Source organism: Larkinella harenae (genome assembly GCF_054780515.1).
The window spans coordinates 34310-59025 of the sequence record NZ_BAAGWE010000010.1; the positions used below are offsets into that span (position 1 = coordinate 34310).

Consider the following 24716-nt stretch of genomic DNA (forward strand, 5'->3'; position numbering starts at 1 on the left):
GCTTATGAAACAAGTTCGCGTTGCTTTTCGTGTACTGCTTACCTACTTATCCATTCTCTCCGCCTGGGCGCAACCCGCCGTGATGCCGGGTGACTACGCCGATCCATCCGTTACCAAAGTGGGAGATACGTATTGGGCATCGGCCACTACCTCCAACTGGTTCCCAGCTTACCCGCTGTTAAAATCCAGCGATCTGGTGAACTGGCAAACCGTCGGCAACATCTTTACGAAGGTACCCGACTGGGCCGACTATTACTTCTGGGCACCCGAAATCAGCGAGGAGAAAGGTCGGGTGTATGTCTATTATACCGCCCACAAAAAGGGGGGTAACCTGTGCGTTGCCGTTGCCAGTGCCGACCGACCCGAGGGTCCCTACCGCGATCACGGCCCGCTGGTGGGGCAGCCCGACGGATCGATTGATGGTTTCCCGATGCGTGATGAAAACGGCCAGCTCTACCTGATTTGGAAGGAAGACGGTAATAGCGTGAAACAGCCTACACCCATCTGGGCGCAGCCGATGAACGAAGAGCGCACGGCCCTGACCGGTGAAAAGAAAGAGCTTTTTCGGAACGACACCCCTTGGGAAAACAACCTGGTGGAGGGAGTGGCGATGGTGAAACACGGCGGCTATTTCTACGCGATTTATGCCGGAGCGGGCTGCTGCGGTACAGGCTGCACGTACGCGACAGGTATTGCGCGGGCCAAAAGTTTGCTTGGCCCCTGGGAAAAATATGCTCAGAACCCGGTATTGACCGACGAGGGTTCCTGGCGCTGCCCCGGTCACGGAACGGCCATCGAAAAAGACGGCAAGTATTACTTTCTTTACCACGCCTACGATAAACAGACGAACGTGTATACGGGTCGGCAGGCTGTTTTGAAAGAATTCACCTTTACGGAGGATGGCTGGATTAAATTTATGCCCGAAACGGCCCTGTTAGCGAAAGCAAAACCCGCTCCGGCCACCATCACGGATTCGTTTGCGGGCAAAATCTTGTCCAATCAATGGCAGTGGTCTATTTTTAAGCAACCCACCTTTCGGGTCAACAAAGGAGCTTTAACGCTGAATGCCCAACCAACTAAGTTGGGGAGTGCGGTGGCCCGCCGGACCCTGGCGGGCGACTATACCGTCACAACCACGGTGGATCGGAAACGCTCGACGGGCCAAGCCGGGTTAGCCGCCATCGGGGACGATGATAATGCGCTGGGTGTTTCGGCCAATGAACGGGAGCTGACGGTTTGGAAAATCCAGCGGGGCCAAAAAACCGTACTTTCCACCCACCCGTTTACGGCGAAAAAATATGTTTACCTGCGCCTGCAGGCGCAACAGGGTCATCGGTTTTTACTGGGGTATTCAACGGACGGCAAAAACTACCAAACCCTGACAAGCCAGCCCATTGATGGAGCTTACCTTCCTCCCTGGGACCGTGCGGTGCGGGTGGGAATGACGGCCGATGGTGCCTCGGATCAGCAAGCCGTTTTTACTGATTTCGTGCTGCAAACGACGCCTTAAGCCAGCCCAGTTAGCCGCTGTCGGAAGCTGAACATGCCTTGTAGTGGGGTTATCGACCACCATGCTGTTGTAATACAAAATCCCGCACCTATGGCGGGATTTTGTGTTACGGTTTTGGCTGTGTTACCGAAAAGGGGATAAACTCGAAGCGGTTTTTCGGACAACCTGGTGGGTCAATTGTACCGGGAGCGCCAGAAGAATTCTTGAATCTTCGAGGGACCTTTGGTGCACAGTCCGTGGTTTTCAGTTATTTGGCCGGCTTTTTAAAGATAGCCTCATCAACGGGTGCGTTGAGGGTGATTTTTTTGGTAATAAATACCATATTTCCGGCCTGCTCATTGGCCATTTCGGCTGTGTTGGCGAACGGGATGCCCTCCACAGGTTTGTAGTCGGATAGATTCATCTCGCCCTGCTGACCATTCAGAGTCATTTTAATCTTATTAACTAAATACGTCGAAGCGTCCAGGTACTCTTCCACCGACTGCCCATCTTTTGTGAGCACCTTCAAATGGTATGAATCTTTGCCGTTGACTTTTTCTTTGCCTATTAATTCAACTTTGTGGCCGTTTTCTTTGTACCCTACCAGTGGCCCGAAGGGCTGGAGTTGGCCTATCTGCTGTTTGACCACCTCAGCCGGTAGGTCTTCCGGTTGCCCGGAGCCTCCCATCGACGCGGGACGAATCATCCAGCCCGAGGTACCATCAATGACTTGAACAAAGGCATTTCCCATAATCGCCGATTCGGTCCGCAGGGCTTTTCCAACCAACACCGTTGATTTGCTAGGAATATCCATGCCCTGAATCGAAAGCGACCGTTCGGTATAGATGCTTTTCACCCCTTTCAATTTGTCCATTCCGCCCAGCGCCTGAACGTGTTTATCAACGATCTCGTCCACGGTTTGAGCACCAACCGTAAAGGAAAGAAAAACCGCGGCTGCCGCGGCCAGAAGGGTGTTTGGTTTCATGGGTATTTGGTTTAACGCGCGATTAAATTAATAGACCGTATCAGGCCAGTTTTATAAGTAAACGTCAGACAGACACTCTGGTTATATACTATAGACCTCATTAAGTTACCGGAACGGGTCAGAGTTCAACTAGGCGTGGACGTTTCGCCTATCGAAAAAGAAAAAATCTTCAAAAATAAATTAGGGCGACTTTAAGCCGATTTAGGTAAAATTTTATGCGCCGAAATATCCAATAGGATGACGTTATGTTATCCGTTACCCGTAACCGTGGTAAGCGCTTTCAATGGGCAAACCGTTACCCCCGCCCGGTGAGGAGTGAACATTTCAATTCCGGGCGTGTTCATGACAGGCAGTTAGGTCTAAGTGATGTTACCACATTGTCTTAGGCACTAAACTGTATAGTTATCATTTATCACTTTTCTACCATCTCTAATTATGGAATTTACTTCACCTTATCAGGACCGGCAATCCGTTGCCCGAACAAATTTTGTCAAACGAATTTCCTGGAGCGCGGTATTAGCCGGAGTTTTAGTCGCCATCGTCACCCAATTGTTATTATCCCTACTCGGATTGGGCGTTGGCTTAGGAAGCATCGACGCCCTTGAAGAACAGAATCCAACCGCGGGGCTGGGCATTGGCACGGCCGTTTGGTATATGCTTAGCAGCCTGTTGGCCCTTTTTCTGGGGGGCTGGGTTGCTGGCCGGCTGGCCAGCGCTCCTCGTATGTTGGATGGCATTCTTCACGGCGTATTAACCTGGTGTATCGTCACGCTACTGACCATCTATTTTCTGACAACATCCATTGGACGCCTGCTGGGGGGCGCTAGTCGCTTGGTCGGCGGGGTGGTTCGCACGGCCGGTTCTGCGGTGTCTTCGGCCGCGCCTGGTTTGGGCAACGCTCTCCAGGAACAGCTACAGCAAAATGGCATCGATATCAACGACCTGGATCTCACGGATCTGCGCCGGGAGGTCAATACCCTGCTGCGGCAGACCGGCGACCCGAGCCTGAAACCTGAAGTGCTGGAAAACAAGGTGGAAGGAGCAAAAGAACAGTCGGAGCGGGCCGCCAACCGGGCCGGTTCGAATCCGCAAGCCGCCGACGATATTGCGACCAATTTAGTAAATCGGCTTTTTCGACAAGGAAAGGAAACCATCAGTCAGGTCGATCGGGAAGATGCCGTGAATGTAGTGATGAAGCGCACGGGGAAAAGCCGAGTGGATGCCGAGCAGACGGTTGACAACTGGATTAAGGCCTACCAACAAGCCCGGGTAAAGTTTGAGCAAACCAAACAGCAGGCCGAGTTGAAAGCGCGGCAAGTGGCGGATGACGCGGCTGGGGCGGCTTCAAAAGCAGCGATTTACGGTTTTTTTGGGTTACTTATTGGCGTTGCAGCGGCCGGTTATGGTGCCAAAACGGGAACGGATTCAAAAGAGCCACTGAATCCCGTAGACCGTCCGGTGGGAGCTAGCCGCTAACCCAGGGTGGGGCGACCGAATGAGAAAGGGGCGGTTTATTTGAAAACCGCCCCTTTATTTTTACCCCACAACCACGGAGGTTCGCTAAATTGCCATCCTTCTTCCCCTGCCAATATTAAATATCCTTTAAATTACAGGAAAAGTTAAAATTATTTGGTTTAATAAAAACTTCTTTATAAGATTGCGTCAGTTCAACACAAATATTGTGTCAACTGGACGCAATACCGAAATTTCTGAATGAAAGCGTACCAAAAAAGCAGTAAAATACTGGTTGCTCTTGATTGTATCATTTTTGGCTTCGATGGCGAAACGCTAAAGTTATTACTAATCAAGCGAAACTTTGAACCTGAGTTCGGGAATTGGTCGTTGATGGGCGGTTTTGTGGAGGAAAATGAAGATCTTCAGGATGCTGCCACGCGTGTGTTGTACACATTAACGGGCTTACAAAACAATTACCTTGAGCAGCTTCACACGTTTGGTACAGTCAATCGGGACCCCGTTGAACGAACGATTTCGGTAGTTTATTACGCATTGGTTAATATTGCTGATCAGGACCCCAGCACATTACGGGAGCACAATGCTTCCTGGATCGAACTGAAACGAGTGCCGAAGCTTATTTTCGATCACGACGAAATGGTGGATCTGGCGCTCAAGCGATTGCGCTACAAGGCAGCGTTATATCCAATTGGTTTTGAGCTGTTACCCGAAAAGTTTACCATCCCGCAGCTGCAGAAACTCTATGAAGCTATCTATGACGTGCAGCTTGATCGGCGAAACTTCCGGCGCAAGATACTGGCTACTGACCTGCTGGTGGAAACCGGTGAAAAGGATTTAACGTCAGTTACTAAAAAAGGACAGCTTTATTCATTGAACGTAGCGAAATATCCAGATTATCAGAAGTACCTGAACGGATTTTACGCCTTTCTTCCTGAGCTTACGGCTTTCGTACCAGCTTGAGGGAGTTTGGAAAAGCATACGACCGAATAAGAGATAAAGAGACGAGTTCATGGGACAAACGCATTATCGGATGGCATTTGTTTACCCGCTTATCGTTGAAGGTTACCTTTAGAAGTTACATGGGGAACATTGTAACCTCCTAATACTAAATGCATCATTTCATATAGAATGGCGTTGGTTCGAACCCCTTCGGTTGGAATCGTTGCCTGATTGCGCTTTCATTTATTAAATGTCAAAATGACACCTTATTCTCATTCACTCCTTTCCAATACCCTTAGTGTATGCTAAACGATCAATACGTTATTGGCGTTGATTTTGGCACGGATTCGGTGCGTGCCCTGCTCGTCAATGCGGCAACGGGTCAGGCCGTCAGTACGCAAGTGCACGAGTACACCCGCTGGAAGCAGAGTTTGTTCTGCGACCCGGCCCGTTCACAGTTCCGCCAGCACCCGCAGGATTACCTGGAAGGACTGCAAGCAACCATCACCGGTGCTCTTGATCAGGTTTCCGACGAAGTTCGCCGAAAAGTAGTTGGCATCTCCGTTGATACCACGGGCTCGACACCCTGTGCGGTGGATGAGCAGGGACAACCGCTGGCCCTGCGGCCTGATTTTGCCGAAAATCCCAACGGCATGTTCATTCTCTGGAAAGACCATACCGCCAATGCCGAAGCCGAAGAAATCAACGCCCTGGCCCATCATTGGGACACGGATTATACCAAATATGTCGGTGGTATTTACTCATCCGAGTGGTTCTGGGCCAAGATCCTTCGAACGCTGCGGGTCGATGAAGGCGTGCGGAAACACGCTTTTTCCTGGATTGAACACTGCGACTGGATTTCGGCCGTTCTCACCGGTGAAACAAACCCACTTACGCTGCGACGGTCACGTTGCGCAGCCGGCCACAAAGCCTTATGGCACAGTGAGTTTGATGGGTTGCCATCTGAGGAGTTTTTAAGCCGTCTTGACCCGTTACTGGGTGGCCTGCGCGATCGGCTTTTCACCGATACTTACACCGCTGATCAGGCTATGGGCACGCTTTCGGCCGAATGGGCTCAAAAACTGGGCCTTTCAACGGATGTAGTGGTTGGTGTCGGAGCTTTCGACGCCCATATGGGAGCCATTGGAGCCCAAATCGAGCCCTATGCATTCGTGCGGATCATCGGTACCTCCACCTGCGACATTCTGATGGCACCCAATGAGGAGATTGGGCACCGCCTGATTCGGGGCATTTGTGGGCAGGTGGATGGGTCCGTAGCCCCGGGCATGCTCGGCCTGGAAGCCGGGCAATCGGCCTTTGGTGATGTCTATGCCTGGTTCTCCCAACTTATCATCAAACCCGTTCGTGACCTGTTGGGAGCCGAAGCGGGTTCCTTATTGCAGCAGCAACTCATCCCATACCTGGCCGAGCAGGCAACCCACCTTCCGGTGACACCTGATGATGTGGTGGCGCTGGACTGGGTAAATGGCCGCCGAACTCCCGATGCGAATCATACGTTGAAAGCCGCCCTGACCGGATTAAACCTGGGCACGGATGCACCGCGCATCTTCAAGGCGCTGGTGGAAGCTACGGCTTTTGGGTCCCGCAGCATCGTAGACCGATTTATCGAGGAAGGTGTTCCGATCAAAAAAGTCATTGCCATCGGCGGGGTGGCCAAAAAGTCGCCATTCGTGATGCAAACACTGGCCGATGTGTTGAACAAACCCATTCAGGTGGCAGCTGCCGATCAGGCCTGTGCGCTGGGTGCGGCCATGTGTGCAGCTGTTGCGGCTGGTGTTCACCCCACCATGGAAGCCGCTCAATTGGCAATGGGGTCGGGTTTTGACGCCGAATACCAACCCCGGCCGGATCGGGTCAGGATCTACGAAACGCTTTACCAGCGCTACAGACAACTGGGCGCTTTTATCGAAACCAACCAAAAAAGCATTTTATAATAACACCCTATGCCTGATCAAAAACAGCTGGAAGTCTGGTTTATTACCGGAAGCCAGCATCTCTATGGCGAAGAAACGCTTCAGCAGGTCGATTCGCATTCTACCCTCATCGCAGATTTCTTCGACCAGGCACCGCAACTTCCCGTCAGGGTCGTGTTTAAACCCGTGGTGAAAACGCCGGATGAAATCTATGCCCTTTGTCAGGACGCTAACGTTTCCAAAACCTGCGTGGGTATGATCACCTGGATGCACACCTTTTCGCCCGCTAAAATGTGGATTCGGGGCCTTTCGATCCTGAAAAAACCGCTGCTGCACCTGCATACCCAATTTAACCGGGACATTCCCTGGGGCGACATCGACATGGATTTTATGAATCTGAACCAGTCGGCGCACGGAGACCGTGAGTTTGGATTTATGCTCTCCCGGATGCGGCTGAACCGGAAAATCGTAGTCGGTTTCTGGCAGGATCAGGCCGTGGTTCAGAAGATTGCCGACTGGGCACGGGTAGCCCTGGGCGCTCACGAGCTGAAAACGCTGAAGGTGTGCCGGTTTGGCGACAACATGCGCCAGGTCGCTGTCACAGACGGCGACAAAGTAGCCGCCGAAATGACTTTCGGAATGTCGGTCAACACCTGGGGTATTGGCGATCTGGTTGCGGTGATTAACCAGATGACGGATGCCGATGTGGATCGACTGGTGCAGGAATACGCCGACAGCTATACCCTGATGGACACGCTGCAAAAAGGCGGAGCCAGGCACGGGGCATTGCGCGATGCCGCCCGAATAGAACTCGGGATGCGGGCGTTTTTGCAGGACGGTGGATTCGGTGCGTTCAGTGATACATTTGAAGATTTGCACGGGATGGCCCAGTTGCCCGGAATTGCGTCGCAGCGCCTGATGGCCGACGGCTACGGTTTTGCGGGGGAAGGTGATTGGAAAACGGCGGCTATGGTCCGGGTCATGAAGGTAATGGCGAAGGGATTACCCGGCGGCAATTCGTTTATGGAAGATTACACCTACCATTTTGACCCGCTCAATCCGTTGGTGTTAGGCTCTCACATGCTTGAGATTTGCCCGTCAATTGCGGCCGGACAACCCTCCTGTGAGGTCCATCCATTGGGGATTGGCGGGAAAGCTGACCCGGTGCGGCTGGTCTTCAACGCGCCGGCGGGTCCGGCTCTCAATGTTTCCCTGATCGATCTGGGGAATCGGTTTCGGCTGCTGGTCAATGAGGTGGAAGCCGTCGAAGTGACCGAAGCGCTACCCAAATTACCCGTGGCCCGGGCGCTCTGGAAGCCCATGCCCGATATGGCTACCGGGTGTGCGGCCTGGATACTGGCCGGAGGGGCGCACCATACGGTTTACAGCCAAAACCTGACGGTGGAACAGATCGACGATTTTGCCGACATCTTCGGGATTGAACTGGTCGTAATTGACCGGTCTACCAACTTGCGTCAATTGAAAAATGAGCTTCGTTGGAGCGAGGCTGCTTACCGCTAGACAACCATGAAAAAATTCTATATGATGCTGCTCTGTTTGGGCAGTGTATGGTCGGCAATCGCCCAAAACCGCGTGGTGATCAAGGAAGACGATGCCAAAATTGTCATTAATCGGCATATCTACGGCCATTTTGCCGAACACCTCGGTCGCTGCATTTACGACGGTTTTTACGTGGGCGAGGGCAATACGAAGATTCCGAATAAAAACGGCGTGCGTCTCGACATAGTCGAAGCCCTGAAAAAAATGAAGATTCCCAACCTGCGCTGGCCGGGCGGTTGTTTTGCCGACACCTACCACTGGAAGGACGGGATTGGCCCCAAAGCGCAACGCCCTAAGATTGTAAACACCTGGTGGGGGGGCGTCACGGAGGACAACAGCTTTGGAACCCACGATTTTCTGAACATGTGCGAACTGCTGGGCACCGAGCCGTACCTGGCCGGTAACGTTGGGAGCGGTACGGTGCAGGAGTTAAGCGATTGGGTGCAGTACGTAAACTTTCCCAAGAATAGTCCCATGTCGAGCCTGCGGCAGAAAAACGGTCGCCCGGAAGCCTGGAACGTACGGTTTTGGGGAGTGGGCAACGAAGCCTGGGGTTGCGGGGGAAACATGACCCCTGATTATTACGCCAACATTTACCGCCAGTATGCGACGTTCATGAATCAGTCGGTGGGTAAAGAACGCATTTTTCGGATTGCTTCCGGGGCCAATTCCACGGACCTGAACTGGACGGAAACCCTCATGAAAAACATTCCGCTGACCATGATGGAAGGCGTGGCCCTGCACCATTACTCGGTGCACAGCTGGGATGAGGGCAAAAAAGGCTCAGCCGCCGATTTTACGGAGGCTGATTACGTCAAGACCATGAAGCAGGCCCTGAAAATGGATGAAGTGATCGAGCAGCACGCGGCCATTATGGACAAGTACGATCCGCAGAAGAAGGTAGCTTTGGTAGTTGACGAGTGGGGCGGCTGGTACAATGTCGAACCCGGTACCAATCCGGGCTTTCTGTACCAGCAGAACACCATGCGGGATGCCGTTCTCGCCGGTGCGACGCTGAACATTTTTCATAAATACGCAGAACGGGTACGGATGGCTAATCTAGCGCAGGCCGTGAATGTGCTCCAGGCGGTTATTTTAACCGAAGGTACCAAAATGCTGCTAACGCCGACTTACCACGTACTGGAAATGTACAACGTTCACCAGGATGCCACGCTATTGCCCATTGACATTACCACCGGCGACTACAGCTTCGAGAAAGAAAAATTACCGGCGGTGTCAGTTTCTGCCTCCCGGGACAAAGCGGGCAAGACGCATCTTTCGCTGGTCAATATCCACGCGAGTCAGCCCCAGACTATTACGGTTAGTCTGAAAAAAATGAAGGCTACCGGCGTGAGTGGCCGTATTCTGACGACACCCAAGGTACAGGACCACAATACGTTCGATCAGCCAACCAAGGTAAAACCGGTTGCTTTCTCCGGGGCCAAGCTTGCCGGGGATGAGCTGACGGTGACTTTACCGCCCGTTTCGGTGGTGGTGCTGGAACTTCAGTAAGCCGTAGCCGCGTGAATTTTTAACCCCTCTTTCTCAATCGATTTCTTATGTACACCTCGTTACGCCAGGAATGTTACGAAGCCAACATGCAGCTACCGAAGCTGGGGCTGGTGTTGTTTACCTTTGGCAACGTCAGCGCGGTAGACCGAGACAGGGCCGTATTTGCCATTAAACCAAGCGGAGTTCCGTACGAGCTGCTGAAACCGGAAGACATCGTCATCATGGATTACGATGCCCGGGTGGTGGATGGGGGAATGCGTCCATCTTCCGACACCAAAACGCACGCCTTGCTCTATAAAACCTGGGACGACATTGGCGGTATCACGCACACCCACAGCACGTACGCCGTTGCCTGGGCGCAGGCCGGAATGGATATTCCTATTTTTGGGACGACCCACGCCGACCACACTCACCAGGATATTCCCTGCGCTCCGGCCTTGACCGACGCCATGATTGAAGGGGATTACGAACACGAAACCGGGAATCAGATTTTTGACGTGTTCCGGCAGAAAGGGTTGTCGCACCAGGAAGTTGAAATGGTGTTGCTGCAAAATCATGGCCCTTTTACCTGGGGGAAAACCGCCGAAAAATCGGTGTATAATGCGGCTGTGCTGGAAGAAGTGGCCCGCATGGCTTACCTGACATTACAGATTAATCCCGACACCCCACGCATCAAAGACACCCTGCGCCGGAAACACTATGAGCGCAAACACGGCCAGAATGCCTATTACGGACAAGGGTGTTGACCTTGCGCTGGCCACTTGTTCCACTTAAATTTTCAATTAACCGGGTTTTTAACCCACCTAACGCGATGAAATTTTTTATCGACACGGCAAACCTTGCCGAAATTCAGGAGGCCAAAGACTTGGGTATCCTTGATGGTGTCACCACAAATCCTTCCCTGATGGCGAAGGAAGGCATTACCGGCCACGAAAATGTCATCAATCATTACAAAGCCATCTGTGACATTGTGGACGGTCCCATTTCGGCCGAGGTCATTGCCACCGACTTTGCGGGAATTATCGCCGAAGGCGAAACCCTGGCGGCCCTGCACCCGAATATCGTTGTTAAAGTGCCGATGATCCGGGATGGTATAAAAGCCATCAAGTATTTCACCGGAAAAGGCATTAAAACCAATTGTACGCTGATTTTTTCAGCAGGACAGGCGCTGCTGGCCGCCAAAGCGGGGGCAACTTACGTCTCGCCGTTTGTGGGTCGATTGGACGATATTTCGACCGATGGTCTGGAGCTGATTGCCCAAATCCGGCTGATTTTCGATAATTACAGCTACGAAACCGAAATCCTGGCGGCCTCCGTCCGCCATCCGATGCACATCCTGAAGTGCGCCGAAATTGGCTCCGATGTAATGACCGGCCCCCTGAGCGCGATCACGGCCCTGCTGAACCATCCGCTAACCGACAGCGGACTTGCTAAATTCCTCGCTGACCACCAAAAAGCCGCTAAAACCGTATGATTCAGGTAACGACTCCTCCCAAAGACCGGGTGACGGTGGCTTCGCAGGTTCGCCGGGATATCCTGCGGATGGTTCATGCCGTGGCATCCGGGCACCCCGGCGGTTCGCTGGGCTGCGCCGATCTGCTCGTGACTCTATTTTTTGAAGAAATGCACTTGAAAACGGACGCCGATGGACAGGTAGTGTTCGACATGAGCGGCATTGATGAAGACTTATTTTTTCTGTCCAACGGGCATATTTCTCCCCTCTTGTACTCCGTTCTGGCGCGTCGTGGCTACTTTCCGGTTGAGGAATTGGCTACCTTCCGGAAGTTGGACTCCCGGTTGCAGGGGCACCCCGCAACGGCTGAACACCTGCCGGGAATTCGGATTGCGTCAGGCTCTCTGGGCCAGGGGCTCTCGGTAGCCGCTGGGGCCGCATTTGGCAAGAAGATCCGCAAAGATCCGACGCTGGTATACGTTCTGATGGGTGATGGCGAGCAACAGGAAGGCCAGATTTGGGAAGCTGCGATGTTTGCTCCCCACAACAAGCTGGATAACCTGATTGCCATTATTGACTTCAACGGCCAGCAAATCGATGGCCCAACTACTCAGGTTCTGGATAACCTGGATCTGGGCGCGAAATACCGGGCTTTTGGCTGGCATGTGCTGCACATGAATGGGAATGACCAGGACGACCTCAAGCGTGGATTGACTGAAGCGCGGCAGGCCAGCGGTAACGGAAAACCCGTTTGCATCGTCATGAAAACCGAAATGGGGCAGGGGGTTGATTTCATGATGCACACGCACAAATGGCATGGAGCGGCTCCCAACAACGAGCAGCTCGCCAATGCCCTGAGTCAATTGCCGGAAACACTGGGCGATTATTAACGGAAGTGGGTGCGAATGGCGCTACTTCTTCCTATTTTCTCTGTTCTCTTTTTCACTATCCAATTAGTTCTCTGTCCTTTTTTTGCTCTTTTCTCACATTTCTTCTTTTACGACCTTGAAAAAATTCACGTATACTGAAAAGAAAGATACCCGCTCTGGCTTTGGCGCGGGCATGGCCGAACTAGGCCGGACAAATCCCGCTGTGGTAGCCCTGTGTGCTGATCTGGTGGCTTCCCTCAAACTCGACACATTCATCAAAGAAAACCCGGAGCGGTTTATCCAGTGCGGTATTGCCGAGGCCAATATGATTGGCGTATCGGCGGGCTTAACGCTGAATGGGTTGGTGCCTTTTGCCAGCACGTTTGCCAACTTTGGCTCGGGCCGGGTGTACGATCAAATCCGGCAGTCGGTGGCTTACTCGAATAAAAATGTTAAAATCTGTGTTTCGCACGCCGGATTAACCTTGGGCGAAGATGGCGCCACCCACCAGATTCTGGAGGATTTGGGTATGATGAAAACCCTACCGAACATGACCGTCATCAACCCCTGCGATTACAACCAGACCAAAGCCGCCACAATTGCCATTGCCGACCACGAAGGCCCCGTCTACTTACGCTTTGGTCGACCGGTGATTCCGGTTTTTACCGATGCCGACCAGCCCTTTGAAATTGGCAAAGCCTGGCTGATCAGCGAAGGCACGGATGTAAGCATTTTTGCCACCGGGCACCTCGTTTGGGAAGCCATTCAGGCGGCTGAAACCCTGGAAGCCGAAGGAATTTCGGCTGAGGTAATCAACATTCATACCATCAAACCACTCGACGAAGAGGCCATTTTGCGGTCGGTTCGGAAAACCGGCTGTGTTGTTACGGCCGAAGAACACATGGAAAACAGTGGGCTGGGGGATTCGGTTGCGCAGGTGCTGGCCAAGCAGTTTCCGGCACCGATTGAATACGTGGCCGTGAAAGACACGTTCGGCGAATCGGGAACGCCTGCCCAGTTGATGGAGAAGTATGGTCTGAACGCAACCCACATTGTGGCGGCTGCCAAGCGAGCCATGCAACGTAAACCCCGCCAAGCCTAAACCAGCGTCTCATGAAACTCGGCCTTGAACCCCTTGACTATTTAATTTTCTTTGTCTACTTCATGATCGTTGCTTCCTACGGTTTCTGGGTGTACCGGAACAAAGGCAAGCAAACGTCTGATAGCAAAGATTTCTTTCTGGCCGAAGGGTCGCTGACCTGGTGGGCCATTGGTTCGTCCATTATTGCCTCCAACATCTCCGCCGAACAGTTTATCGGCATGAGCGGGCAGGCGTTTCAGTTGGGGCTGGCCATCTCCGTTTATGAATTGGTCGGCGGGCTGTCGCTGATTATCATTGCGATCTACTTCCTGCCTATTTACATCCGGAATAAGATTTATACCATGCCGCAGTTTCTGGAGCTGCGCTATGACAAGCGTCTGGCCACGATCATGGCGGTGTTTTGGCTGTTTCTGTATATTCTGGTCAACCTCACCTCCATCATTTACCTGGGCGCTCTGAGTCTGGAGAAAATGACCGGTTTTGATTTTATGGCCTGCGCGGTGTTCCTGACGGTCTTTGCTATTTTCATCACCCTCGGCGGCATGAAAGTAATCGGGTATACCGATGTTATCCAGGTGGTGTGTCTGGTTGTTGGCGGGTTGGCAACAACTTACCTCGCACTCCAGTTGCTTTCCACGAAAGTGGGTACCGGTGCGGGTATTCTGGAAGGCCTGTCGCTTATTAAGCAAAAAGCGGACAGCCACATGCACCTGATGTTCAGTCCGGGCGAATTCCAGGTCCACGACGGGCGGGGCGGTTATATCGACGCCTACCAGCAACTTCCGGGCCTGATGATGTTTGTCATTGGGGGCCAGTGGATTGTGAATTTCAATTATTTCGGTTGCAATCAATACATGACCCAACGTGCCCTCGGAGCCAGCCTGCCGACCGCCCGCAACGGGGTGTTGTTTGCCGCATTTCTGAAAATCCTGATGCCGTTTATTGTCGTTTTACCGGGTCTGGCCGCGTACGTCCTTTTTCAGGAAAACGCCGATCAGGCGATTGTGAACGGTATTTCCGACAACGGAATCGTAAAACCGGACAATGCGTATCCCGTCCTGCTGAATATCCTGCCTGTTGGCCTGAAAGGGCTGGCTTTTGCCGCCCTGACTGCCGCTATTGTTGCTTCTTTGGCTGGTAAAGCCAACTCCATTTCCACCATTTACATGCTGGACATTCACAAGAAGTTTTTCAATCCGAACCTGAACGAGAAACAAACCGTCCGGCTGGGGCGGGTCGCCATCGTTGTATCCTTTGTGATTGCACTGGCTATCAGTCCGTTCCTGAAAAACTTCGGACAGGGGTTTGAATACATTCAGGAGTACACCGGATTTATCTCACCGGGCATTCTCTCCATTTTTCTGCTCGGGTTTTTCTGGAAAAAAGCGACAACGCAGGGAGCCCTGGTGGCCGCTGTTCTGAGTATTCCGCTCTCAACGTTGTTTAAGTTTCAGGTTCCCGACATGCCTTTCCTGAACCGGATGGGGGTGGTTTTCTGGTTGTGTACCCTTGCGCACATTCTGATCAGCCTAGCAGTATCTCGGGGCAAAACGAATCCCAAAGCCCTGTTTATTGACCGCAATTGGTTTCGTACCAACGCGTCATTCCGGGTGGGGGCGGTGGCCTTGTGTAGTATTCTTGCGGTTATTTATGTTCTTTTCTGGTAAGGAAAACCGCTACCCCATTGGGCCGTCCGAAAACGAGTTTTCCCGTTCCGGACGGCCTTTGTTTGCAATACTCCACGGATTTTGGGTTCTTTCTCAGGGGATTCCGTCTATCTTTCGGCTTTATTAGTACATTCGCTGCGCCAAATGGGCATTTGAGACCTTGCAGAATCAATTATGTTAGATCAATACAAACAACAGCAACCTTACCTGGTGGCGCTGGATTCCATTATTTTCGGTTTCGATGGGGAAAGTCTGAAAGTGCTCCTGGTAAAACGGGGCGTGGAAGAAAAGACCTGGTCATTGATGGGAGGGTGGTTACAACCCGATGAAAGTCTGGAGCAGGCGGCCAACCGGATTTTGTTTGATCTGACCGGATTGACGAATGTGTATCTGGAGCAATTGCATGCGTTTGGTAACCCGGACCGAGACCCCATTGTCCGGACAGTTTCTGTCGCCTATTTTTCGTTGGTCAAGATTGCGGATTATGAATCCAAAATCTCGGGCGCTTTTCAGGCCCGCTGGTTTTCAATTTATGACCTGCCCCCCCTGCTGTTCGACCACGGCGATATGGTGGACCTGGCCATCAAGCGGCTTCGGTACAAAGCGGCTCAGCATCCGATCGGTTTTGAACTCCTGAACGAGAAATTTACGCTGCCCCAGCTTAAGAAACTATACGATGCCATCTACAATACCGAGTTTGATAAGCGCAACTTCAGCCGTAAAATTTTGTCCACCAATTTACTCATCAAACTGGCCGAAAAACAGAAAGGATTTTCGAAGCGGGGTGCTTTCTACTACCAAATCGACTCCGAAAAGTACAAACAGGTAGCAGATGCATTTTTAAATTTTATCCCCAATTAATTAAACTATACCAAGATTAGTTCGCGGTTTAATCCTATTAATTTTTAGGAAAAGAAAAAAATTTGAATATTTTTTTAAATGTCTTGTTGACAATTAAAAAATAAATGTCAATTTTACAATTATAAATCGTGTCTTTTCAACGCAATTGATTTTTTCGGTGCGTTCATCTCGGTTCGAGTCTGGTTACAGTCTATTTTGAATGGTAACCGATTAATCTCCAGCTGAATGGTTGCACTCCTAAGAAACGGCCTACGCAGGCAGCACACGATCACAATCATCCTAATTTGGTATGGGCGCTTTTTTAATAGGTTATGACATTGGGAGTTCATCCGTGAAAGCCTCCCTGGTGGATGCTCAGTCCGGTCGGTTGCTCGCGTCGTCCAGCAGTCCGGATCATGAAATGGGCATCCAGGCCCCCCAACCGGGTTGGGGAGAACAGCATCCCGAAACCTGGTGGCAGGAGGTGATTCGGGCTACGCATCAATTAAAACAAGTTTATCCGTTTGAGCCAGCTGATGTCGTAGCCATCGGCATTGCGTATCAGATGCACGGATTAATTCTGGTGAATAAGGCGGGGGAAGTGCTGCGGCCTGCCATCATCTGGTGCGACAGCCGGGCCGTTGCCATTGGCCAGCAGGCTTTGCGGGACTTGGGCGAGAGCTATTGCTTAGGAAATTTGCTGAATTCGCCGGGCAACTTTACAGCCTCCAAACTTCGGTGGGTTCAGGAAAATGAACCGGCCACTTACGAAAAGATTCACAAAATCATGCTGCCGGGCGATTACATTGCCTTTCGGTTGACCGGTGAAATCCAGACGACGGCTTCTGGGCTTTCTGAGGGAATTTTGTGGGATTACAAAACCCACCAGGCTGCCAGCACTTTGTTGGATTATTACGGAATCGATGAATCGTTGCTAGCCCAGCAGGTTCCTACGTTTGGGGTTCAGGCAGAGCTCAGTCAGCAAGCGGCTGGACAGCTGGGCCTGAAAGCGGGAACCCCCGTCACGTACCGGGCCGGTGATCAGCCCAACAATGCATTTTCCCTGAATGTCATGCGTACCGGTGAGGTTGCGGCCACAGCCGGAACCTCGGGCGTCATATACGGGATTACGCAGGAAACGGCCTACGATCCGCAGGGACGTATAAACACCTTCGTTCACGTAAATAACCAGCCAGACGATCCGCATTTAGGGGTGCTGGCCTGTATCAATGGAACCGGTATTTTAAACAGCTGGTTGCGCCGGCTCGTCGGTACTATGCCGTACGAGGAGTTGAATCGGCTGGCGGCCCAGGCTCCCATTGGGGCAGAGAACCTCCGGTTTTTTCCGTTTGGTAATGGTGCTGAACGGATATTGAATAATGAGAACCCCGGCGCTACGCTGAAAAATCTGCGGTTCAACACCCACCAGCTGGAGCACATGCTGCGGGCTGCCCAGGAAGGTATTGTTTTCGCCCTGTCGATGGGATTGGAAATCATGCAGTCCGTGGGCGTATCGGCTCAGATTGTACGCGCCGGCCAGGCCAATATGTTTCTTAGTCCGGTCTTTAGGGAAGCCTTTGTAAACACCACGGGAGCAACCCTTGAACTTTACAACACCGATGGCGCTCAGGGTGCCGCCCGGGGGGCGGGGCTGGGTGCCGGGATATACGCCACTCCCGAGGACGCATTTGCGGACTTAAAGGTGGTAGGAACAACCGAGCCAACCGCGGCCCTCCAGGATGCCTACCGCGAAGTGTTTGACGACTGGAAATCCGCCATGAAAGAACAAGAATTCATAACTGCATAACCACGTATACGTATGACAACCATTTCTTTAGGAGAAAAAAAATATTTTAAAGGGATTGACGCCATTTCCTACGAAGGCCCCAAATCCAGAAATCCACTGGCATTCAAATGGTACAATCCCGAACAGGTGGTGGCTGGCAAAACGCTCCAGGAACAACTGCGGTTTGCTGTTAGTTACTGGCACACCTTCACCGGTGCGGGAGGGGATCCTTTTGGTCCCGGTACGCGCCTTTTTGCCTGGGATCAGCACGAGGATGCCAATGTTCGGGCGCAAATGCGCATGGATGCTGCTTTTGAGTTTATTACCAAACTGGGCGTTCCTTACTATTGCTTTCACGACATTGATCTGGTCGACGAAGGATCGAGTGTGCAGGAATATGAGAAGCGTTTGCAAACCATTGTGGAGTACGCGCAGCAGAAACAAAAAGAAAGCGGTGTAAAGCTTTTGTGGGGCACGGCCAACGTTTTTTCTAATCCGCGTTATATGAATGGGGCGGCTACGAATCCTGATTTTGCCGTGCTGGCCTACGCCGGTACCCAGGTTAAGAACGCCATTGATGCTACTATTGCACTGGACGGTGAAAATTACGTTTTCTGGGGTGGTCGGGAAGGCTATATGTCGCTGTTGAATACCAACATGAAGCGGGAAATAGAGAACTTGGCTCAGTTTCTGACCGTTGCCCGGGATTATGCCCGCAAGCAAGGTTTTAAAGGGACGTTCTTCATCGAGCCCAAACCCATGGAGCCGACCAAACACCAATACGATTACGATGCGGCTACGGTCATAGGCTTTCTTCGGCAGTATGGGCTGGATAAAGATTTTAAATTGAATATCGAAGTGAATCACGCGACGCTGGCGGGCCACACCTTCGATCATGAATTACAGGTGGCGGTTGATGCCGGAATGCTGGGTAGCATTGACGCCAACCGGGGAGACTACCAGAATGGCTGGGATACCGATCAGTTTCCCATCAACCTTTATGAGCTAACCGAGGCCGCTCTGGTCATTCTGCAGGCTGGCGGGATCACACCGGGTGGAATTAACTTCGACGCCAAAGTCCGTAGGACGTCAACTGATGTAGACGATCTGTTCATTGCGCACATCAGTGGGATGGATGCCTTTGCGCGGGCGTTTATTGTAGCTGACACGGTTCTGCGGGATTCGGATTACCTTAAATTCAGGGCGAATCGGTACGCATCGTTCGACGAAGGACCGGGGAAAGCCTTCCGGGATGGCCAGCTGACGCTGGAAGACCTGCGGAATTACACCCACGAAAAGGGAGAACCGCAGGTTCGGAGCGGCAAACAGGAATGGTTAGAAAGTCTGATCAATCAGTATATCTAGCGTAGGAATGGACCTGGTTCTGCGGCTGACCCAACACTGGGTCAGCCGCAGAACCAGGTCCCCTGCTTGGATTGCCACGCACCGCTGTGGTTTTATGATTCGTTAGTGACACGGAAGGCAGGCGTGAAAAAAACGACATGAAAACCGTCTCGCATTCAGCTTCCTGTTTCCGGGAGTAAGTACCTTGAGTCCGGCGCTTCAACTACCTTTTTGGGTGCCGGAATTTTCCGTCTGGAACCCAACGGTTTGATTTGAAGAATACACCATTTCATCGCTTTTACCCGTCACTATTCCTGCGAGCTTTATGACTTCCCAAACCCAAGATCAAGCGTTATGGCTATCCTTTCGTGAAGGAGATAAAAAGGCATTAGGTCAATTGGTTGAACGCTATTACCGCGTGCTGAAGCATTACGGACTAAAATTTATGGTGGATGAAACGGTGGTTGAGGACTGTATCCAGGAGTTATTCCTCCAACTTTGGCAGAACCGCTTGCAGATCAATGAAACGGATTCGGTCAAGCATTATTTGCTGAAAGCATTACGGCACCACATCCTTCAGTACGTCCGGTCACAAAAACGGTTGGCCTTTGATGAACTCGATTGGGATACATCCCTCGCGAAAGAAGTAGATTCCGAGACGTTACTAATTCATCAGGAATCCCTGGCCAGTATGACGAAAGCCATACAAAGTCAGTTGGCGTTGCTGCCAGCACGCGAACGGGAAGCCTTGTACCTGCGCTATTACGAAAATTTGTCGATCGTGGAGATTGCGGAAGTGATGCATGTCAATCGACAGTCAGTTTCCAATTTTTTGCAGAAAGCTCTCAGTAAGCTCCGTAGTCGCTGGCTCGTTCCCCTGTCCGCTCTAATTTGTATTATTTTTTAAAAAAATTTCCTTCCGGAAGGGTATGCCAGGGTCAAATCTTCATACTATCAATGAAAATAGATAAAAAGTACCAATGGGCCTTCCAAGAGAAGAACTTTCAACGGTTGAGGATTTCTTAGGAAATAACGCGTTCCGGACTTGGGTTACGGACCGGCGACCGGAGGATCAGGTCTACTGGCAGGCTTGGTTGGTGCTCAATCCCGATAAAAAAGAAATTTATGAGGAAGCGGTTGCTACCTTTTTGGTGCTTCAGGGGAGGGCATTGACCATTTCTGACGCACAGCTAAAAGCGAAAACCGAAGAAGTGCTGGATCAGCTGCCTCGTTCGTCTTCTCCCATTACATTCTCATTTCGGGGGCGTTGGGGCCGGTGGTTATCCGCGGCAGCAGTGGTGAGTTTGTTGGTCTGGTGGCAGCTCGGCAATCCTGTTTCGCAACGGGTAGATCGTGCTAAAAAGATCAGCGATCAGCAGGTGACTGATAAAAACTGGAAGTTGGTAAAAAATGAAACCGGTCAGGATCAGGTCGTGATTCTACCCGACAATTCTTCGGTTCTGCTGTCGACAGGGAGTCAGTTGCGATTTCAAAAACGGATGAACACGGCCGTTCGGGAGGTATTCCTGGAAGGAGAAGGTTTTTTTGAAGTGACCAAAAATCCCGCCCGACCCTTTATTGTTAACACCGCAAACCTGACCACCAAAGTACTGGGTACCAGTTTTCAGGTTCGTTCTTTTGAAGGCGACCCCACGGCATATGTGAAAGTGAAAACGGGTAAAGTGGCTGTTTCGACGGCTAAATCACCCGAAAAAACCGTCCTGCTGACCGTCAATGAGGAACTTAACTTATCGGATTCCAAAGCATTCGTTAAGCGGGCCAATTTTTCAACGGAAGCGACCGCGTCGGCACCCATAGCCCAGCAATTTGCCTTTCATTATACGCCCGTTTCTGAAGTTTTTGAAAACCTGCAGGTGAGCTATCACATGCCTATCCATTACAACCAGGAATTGCTAAAACATTGCACGTTTACGGGGCAACTCAATGATGTCCCTTTTTTGGAAAAAGTCCGATTAATTTGTTTAACCATTGAATCAACTTACGAAGTGGTTGATAATCAGGTGGTCATTCACAGCCGGAGCTGTAATTAATTGTTTATTCAATCCTAAACTATCCTGTCCCTATGATCAAGAAACTACCTCTCTATTAATACAAAAGCGGTAGTGTGCCTACACTACCGCTTTTATCGCCCCCTAAATGTGTATTTATGACACATTCTCCCTTCTGCCACGAAGGGCCGGGATTTATGTTGCAATTTTTTTCTAAAAAGAACAAAAAACGCATATTATCGATGCACTATTCTTCGACCAACCGCAATGTTTGGATCAGGATGATGAAAATGTCAAGCCTGCAAATCTTACTTGCGCTCTCCATTATCAACGTAAGCTTTGCCATCAGCAGCAAGGCGCAGGAATTGCTCAACCGGCGGGTTAGCCTCTCCATTCAGAATCAGGATGTGGAGGTGGTGATTAAGCAACTAGAGGCACAAGCCAACGTTCAATTTTTATTTAGCCGGGAGATGATCCAATCCAAGCGTAAAATTTCCTTCCAGGCAAAAAACGAGCAGTTGCATCAGGTGCTTACCCAGATTTTAACGCCACTTAACCTGGGTTATGAAGTCGTCAATCAGCAAATCGTCATTAAAAGGAATACCCCTCCATCAACACTTCCCCTGAATAAACTATCCGGTGAGGTGATGACCGAAACTGCGCAGGACGTACAAATTACGGGGCGCGTTACTGCGGAGAATGGAGAAGGACTACCCGGTGTAACGATTCAGATCAAGTCGGTCACCCGGGGCACCACGACCGACGGGAATGGTGATTACCGGCTATCTGTACCCGCTGGTGGTGGGACCGTTCTCGTTTTTTCCTTTATCGGTTATGCAACCAAAGAAGTACCGGTCGGCAACCAAACCGTCGTTAATGTCTCGATGGATGCAGACAACAAAACACTGGATGAAGTAGTGGTGGTAGGATACGGTGTGCAACGGAAACGTGACGTCACCGGATCGGTGGTTTCCGTTAATGAAACAACGTTGAAAGAAGTACCGGCCCCCAACCTGGTGAATCAATTGAAAGGCCGGGCAGCGGGGGTAACCATCGTCAGCAACGGTTCTACGCCGGGTGCGCAGGGCCAAATCCGGATTCGGGGAAATCGTACCCTGACGACCAGTTCGGGAGGCAGTGATGGGCTGGATGGTCCGTTGGTTGTTGTCGATGGAATACCCTACGGAGGGCTTAACGACATTAACCCGGACGACATCGTCAACCTGGAAATTCTGAAAGATGCTTCGGCCACGGCTATTTATGGTTCACGCGGATCTGGCGGGGTAATCCTGGTTACCACCAAACGCGGTAAAGTAGGAAAGCCCGTTTTGAGCTACGATGGCTATCATGGTGTTACGAACAGCATGGGGAAATTCAATGTCATGAATGGCACGGAGTACGCGCAGTTTAAAGCCGATGCGGCCAAATACAACCGTACCAGCCCCGGTACAACTGCTTATCCGCTCACCCAGAAGGAGCAGGAAGCATTGGCAGCCGGTATCTCGACCGACTGGCAGGATCTGATTTATAAGCCCGGCTTCAACTCCAATCATCAGTTGGGGTTAACCGGCGGAGTCGAGAATACGCAGTACTCGCTGGGTCTGGGTTATTTCAACGAAACGGGAATTATTCCCAGCCAGAAATTCGAACGGTATACGCTTCGGGCTACGATTGATCAGCGCCTGGGCAAGCATGTCAAAATTGGTCTGAATACGCTGAACACCCTGACGTATACCAATACACCGGGCGGTGGTGGTGTTCCGGGGGGCCTTGTTCGCTTGACACCATTGGCCTCGCCGTACAATGCCGATGGGTCGGTCAACCTGTTCCCGGCGGAAGGCTCCATTGATGCCGCCATTGTCAGTCCTCTGACGATTATTACCAAAAAGAACTCCTATTTGGGTCGCACCCGGGCAATCCGGACCTTCAACAGCTTATACGCGGAAGTAAACATCCTGCCCGGGCTGCGTTACCGGATGAATGCCGGGTTGAACTTCAGCCAGTCGAACTACAACGGCTACGGAGGGCCACTTACCTATTTTAACAACGCCACGGTTCAGTCTTCGTCCAACGCTGAAATTAGCAACACCGAATACTGGGACATCAACCTGCAGCACCTGCTGTATTACGACAAGACGATCGGAAAACATAAATTCGGCGTTACCGGGCTGTACGAAATTACCAAAAACCACTCACTGGGCAGCCGGTTTACAATCACGGGGGTGCCGGCCGATTACATCAAGACGTCCAATTTCTCGCTGGCTTCCGGAACACCGGTTGCGAATGCAGACTTTGGAAACTCGTTTTCCGAACTCGGGCTGCTTTCGTACATGGGTCGTGTGAACTATAGTTACAATGATCGCTACCTGCTGACCCTGACAATGCGTCGGGATGGCTCCTCGACACTGTCGCCGGGTAACCAGTACTTCAACTACCCGGCCATTGGGGTAGGCTGGAACGCCATTGAAGAGGGATTCATGAAAGGCGTGCCTTTCATTTCCAATCTGAAACTACGGGGTAGCTGGGGGATTTCTGGTAACCGGAATGTGGGTGCTTATGCCACCCTTGGTGCGTTATCTGCCGGTTACTACAACTTCGGTACGGGTACGGCTGGTCAGCAGTTGGCTTACACCGTTACCAGCCTCCCGGCGACGGATCTAAGCTGGCAATCCACTTCGCAGGTGGATCTGGGGATCGATTTTGGCTTCCTCAACAACCGCATCACGGGTTCGGTGGACTGGTATCACCAAAAAACAAAAGACATCCTACTGTCAGTACCGCTTCCGCCGAGCAACGGTGCCGGGTCGACGCTTAAAAACCTGGGCCGGACGGAAGGAAAAGGGCTCGAAACGGCGGTGACGTTCGATATTTTCCGGAATCCGAAAGGATTTAACTGGAGTGCCGATGTGACGTATTTCTTTAACCGGGAGAAAATCACGCAGCTAACAACTCCCACAGAGTTAGCCAACCTTGGGGCCGGTTGGTTTGTCGGGCAACCCCTGTCGGTTATTTACGACTACCGGAAAATTGGTCTCTGGCAAACTGCCGACAAAGAAAACGGCACCTTGGCCAAACAGACCTCCCCCGTTCAGGCTCCCGGCCAAATCCGGGTGGAAGACCTGAACAACGACGGAAAGATCGATGCAAACGATCGCCAGATTCTGGGCAATTTCCAGCCAAAATGGGAAGGGGGCTTTACGAACCGTTTCAGCTACAAGAACTTTGATCTGTCGATTGTTACCTTCGCGCGGATGGGTATGAAAGTGATTGTACCTTATTTGACGGGTAACTCAACGGGGTCGGGCGGTTTTGCCTTCTTCAACCAGGGCCGGGTCAACCAAGTGAAAACGGATTACTGGACCGAAACGAACCCAACCAATGCCTTCCCGGCTCCGGATGCGGCCAGCGCAGTTGCCTATTTTGGCTCTACCCTGGGCTATTACGACGGATCATTCATCAAATGCCGGAGTATCAACCTGGGTTATACGTTTAGCAGCCAGATGATTCGGAAAATCGGGATGAATTCGGCGCGGGTGTATTTCAACGCCACCAATCCTTTTATCATCTACTCGCCCCTGGTGAGCCAGAATCTGGCCATCGATCCGGAAGGAAACAGCTACGCCAGTGGGCAATCGACGCTGAACCCGCAGGGGGCCAGCGACCGCGGAACGCCGGAGCGCCAGATCGCCGTCAACCTGAACAACCCACCTTTGCGGCAATTCACCCTGGGTGTCAATCTTAAATTTTAATCGCC

Annotated in this window: 18 protein-coding genes; 17 read left to right on the forward strand and 1 reads right to left on the reverse strand. The window is 51.6% G+C overall.

Features of this window, described 5'->3' with window-relative positions:
* Window positions 1–4 precede the first annotated feature (4 nt).
* Complete coding sequence (locus ACYVH9_RS27690; protein ID WP_460639686.1) at window positions 5–1510, forward strand: family 43 glycosylhydrolase; 1506 nt, start codon at window positions 5–7, stop codon at window positions 1508–1510.
* 247 nt (window positions 1511–1757) lie between these two features.
* On the opposite strand, the gene ACYVH9_RS27695 is transcribed toward ACYVH9_RS27690, so the two are convergent.
* Window positions 1758–2474: an outer membrane lipoprotein-sorting protein gene (locus ACYVH9_RS27695; RefSeq protein ID WP_460639687.1), complete on the reverse strand. Its 717-nt coding sequence runs from the start codon at window positions 2472–2474 to the stop codon at window positions 1758–1760.
* Window positions 2475–2909: 435 nt separating this feature from the next.
* Here ACYVH9_RS27695 and ACYVH9_RS27700 point away from each other — a divergent pair, with 435 nt between their 5' ends.
* The 16 genes from ACYVH9_RS27700 to ACYVH9_RS27775 all read left to right on the forward strand — a co-directional run bounded on the left by ACYVH9_RS27700 (window position 2910) and on the right by ACYVH9_RS27775 (window position 24711).
* The gene (locus ACYVH9_RS27700; protein ID WP_460639688.1) at window positions 2910–3950 is read left to right on the forward strand and encodes a YrzE family protein; all 1041 of its coding nucleotides are present in this window, start codon (window positions 2910–2912) and stop codon (window positions 3948–3950) included.
* Window positions 3951–4187: 237 nt separating this feature from the next.
* On the forward strand, window positions 4188–4907 hold the full coding sequence (locus ACYVH9_RS27705) for an NUDIX hydrolase (RefSeq protein ID WP_460639689.1): 720 nt from the start codon (window positions 4188–4190) through the stop codon (window positions 4905–4907).
* A gap of 281 nt (window positions 4908–5188) precedes the next feature.
* Window positions 5189–6841 carry a ribulokinase gene (locus ACYVH9_RS27710; protein WP_460639690.1) on the forward strand — a complete coding sequence of 551 codons (1653 nt, stop codon included), beginning with the start codon at window positions 5189–5191 and terminating at the stop codon, window positions 6839–6841.
* A 9-nt stretch (window positions 6842–6850) separates the two neighbouring features.
* Window positions 6851–8341 (forward strand): L-arabinose isomerase, encoded by a 1491-nt coding sequence (araA, locus tag ACYVH9_RS27715; RefSeq protein WP_460639691.1) that lies wholly within the window; start codon window positions 6851–6853, stop codon window positions 8339–8341.
* 6 nt (window positions 8342–8347) lie between these two features.
* Window positions 8348–9892 carry an alpha-N-arabinofuranosidase gene (locus tag ACYVH9_RS27720; RefSeq protein WP_460639692.1) on the forward strand — a complete coding sequence of 515 codons (1545 nt, stop codon included), beginning with the start codon at window positions 8348–8350 and terminating at the stop codon, window positions 9890–9892.
* A gap of 47 nt (window positions 9893–9939) precedes the next feature.
* Window positions 9940–10638, forward strand: coding sequence for an L-ribulose-5-phosphate 4-epimerase (locus ACYVH9_RS27725; protein ID WP_460639693.1), 699 nt, complete (start codon window positions 9940–9942; stop codon window positions 10636–10638).
* A 65-nt stretch (window positions 10639–10703) separates the two neighbouring features.
* Entirely contained in the window at window positions 10704–11366 is a 663-nt protein-coding gene (fsa, locus tag ACYVH9_RS27730; protein ID WP_460639694.1) for a fructose-6-phosphate aldolase, read from the forward strand.
* Window positions 11363–12235 (forward strand): transketolase, encoded by an 873-nt coding sequence (locus ACYVH9_RS27735; protein ID WP_460639695.1) that lies wholly within the window; start codon window positions 11363–11365, stop codon window positions 12233–12235. The genes fsa and ACYVH9_RS27735 overlap by 4 nt, the downstream gene beginning before the upstream one ends.
* Window positions 12236–12350: 115 nt before the next feature.
* Window positions 12351–13316 (forward strand): transketolase family protein, encoded by a 966-nt coding sequence (locus ACYVH9_RS27740; protein ID WP_460639696.1) that lies wholly within the window; start codon window positions 12351–12353, stop codon window positions 13314–13316.
* Between the two features lie 11 nt (window positions 13317–13327).
* Entirely contained in the window at window positions 13328–14983 is a 1656-nt protein-coding gene (locus ACYVH9_RS27745) for a sodium/sugar symporter (RefSeq protein WP_460639697.1), read from the forward strand.
* 174 nt (window positions 14984–15157) lie between these two features.
* Window positions 15158–15844 carry an NUDIX hydrolase gene (locus ACYVH9_RS27750; protein WP_460639698.1) on the forward strand — a complete coding sequence of 229 codons (687 nt, stop codon included), beginning with the start codon at window positions 15158–15160 and terminating at the stop codon, window positions 15842–15844.
* A 289-nt stretch (window positions 15845–16133) separates the two neighbouring features.
* Window positions 16134–17630 carry a xylulokinase gene (locus ACYVH9_RS27755; RefSeq protein ID WP_460639699.1) on the forward strand — a complete coding sequence of 499 codons (1497 nt, stop codon included), beginning with the start codon at window positions 16134–16136 and terminating at the stop codon, window positions 17628–17630.
* Window positions 17631–17642: 12 nt separating this feature from the next.
* A complete protein-coding gene (gene xylA / locus ACYVH9_RS27760) occupies window positions 17643–18974 on the forward strand; it encodes a xylose isomerase (RefSeq protein ID WP_460639700.1) in 1332 nt (443 codons plus the stop codon).
* A gap of 304 nt (window positions 18975–19278) precedes the next feature.
* Window positions 19279–19860, forward strand: coding sequence for an RNA polymerase sigma factor (locus ACYVH9_RS27765; RefSeq protein WP_460639701.1), 582 nt, complete (start codon window positions 19279–19281; stop codon window positions 19858–19860).
* A gap of 73 nt (window positions 19861–19933) precedes the next feature.
* A complete protein-coding gene (locus tag ACYVH9_RS27770) occupies window positions 19934–21004 on the forward strand; it encodes a FecR family protein (protein ID WP_460639702.1) in 1071 nt (356 codons plus the stop codon).
* 242 nt (window positions 21005–21246) lie between these two features.
* Complete coding sequence (locus tag ACYVH9_RS27775; RefSeq protein ID WP_460639760.1) at window positions 21247–24711, forward strand: TonB-dependent receptor; 3465 nt, start codon at window positions 21247–21249, stop codon at window positions 24709–24711.
* Window positions 24712–24716: the final 5 nt, after the last annotated feature.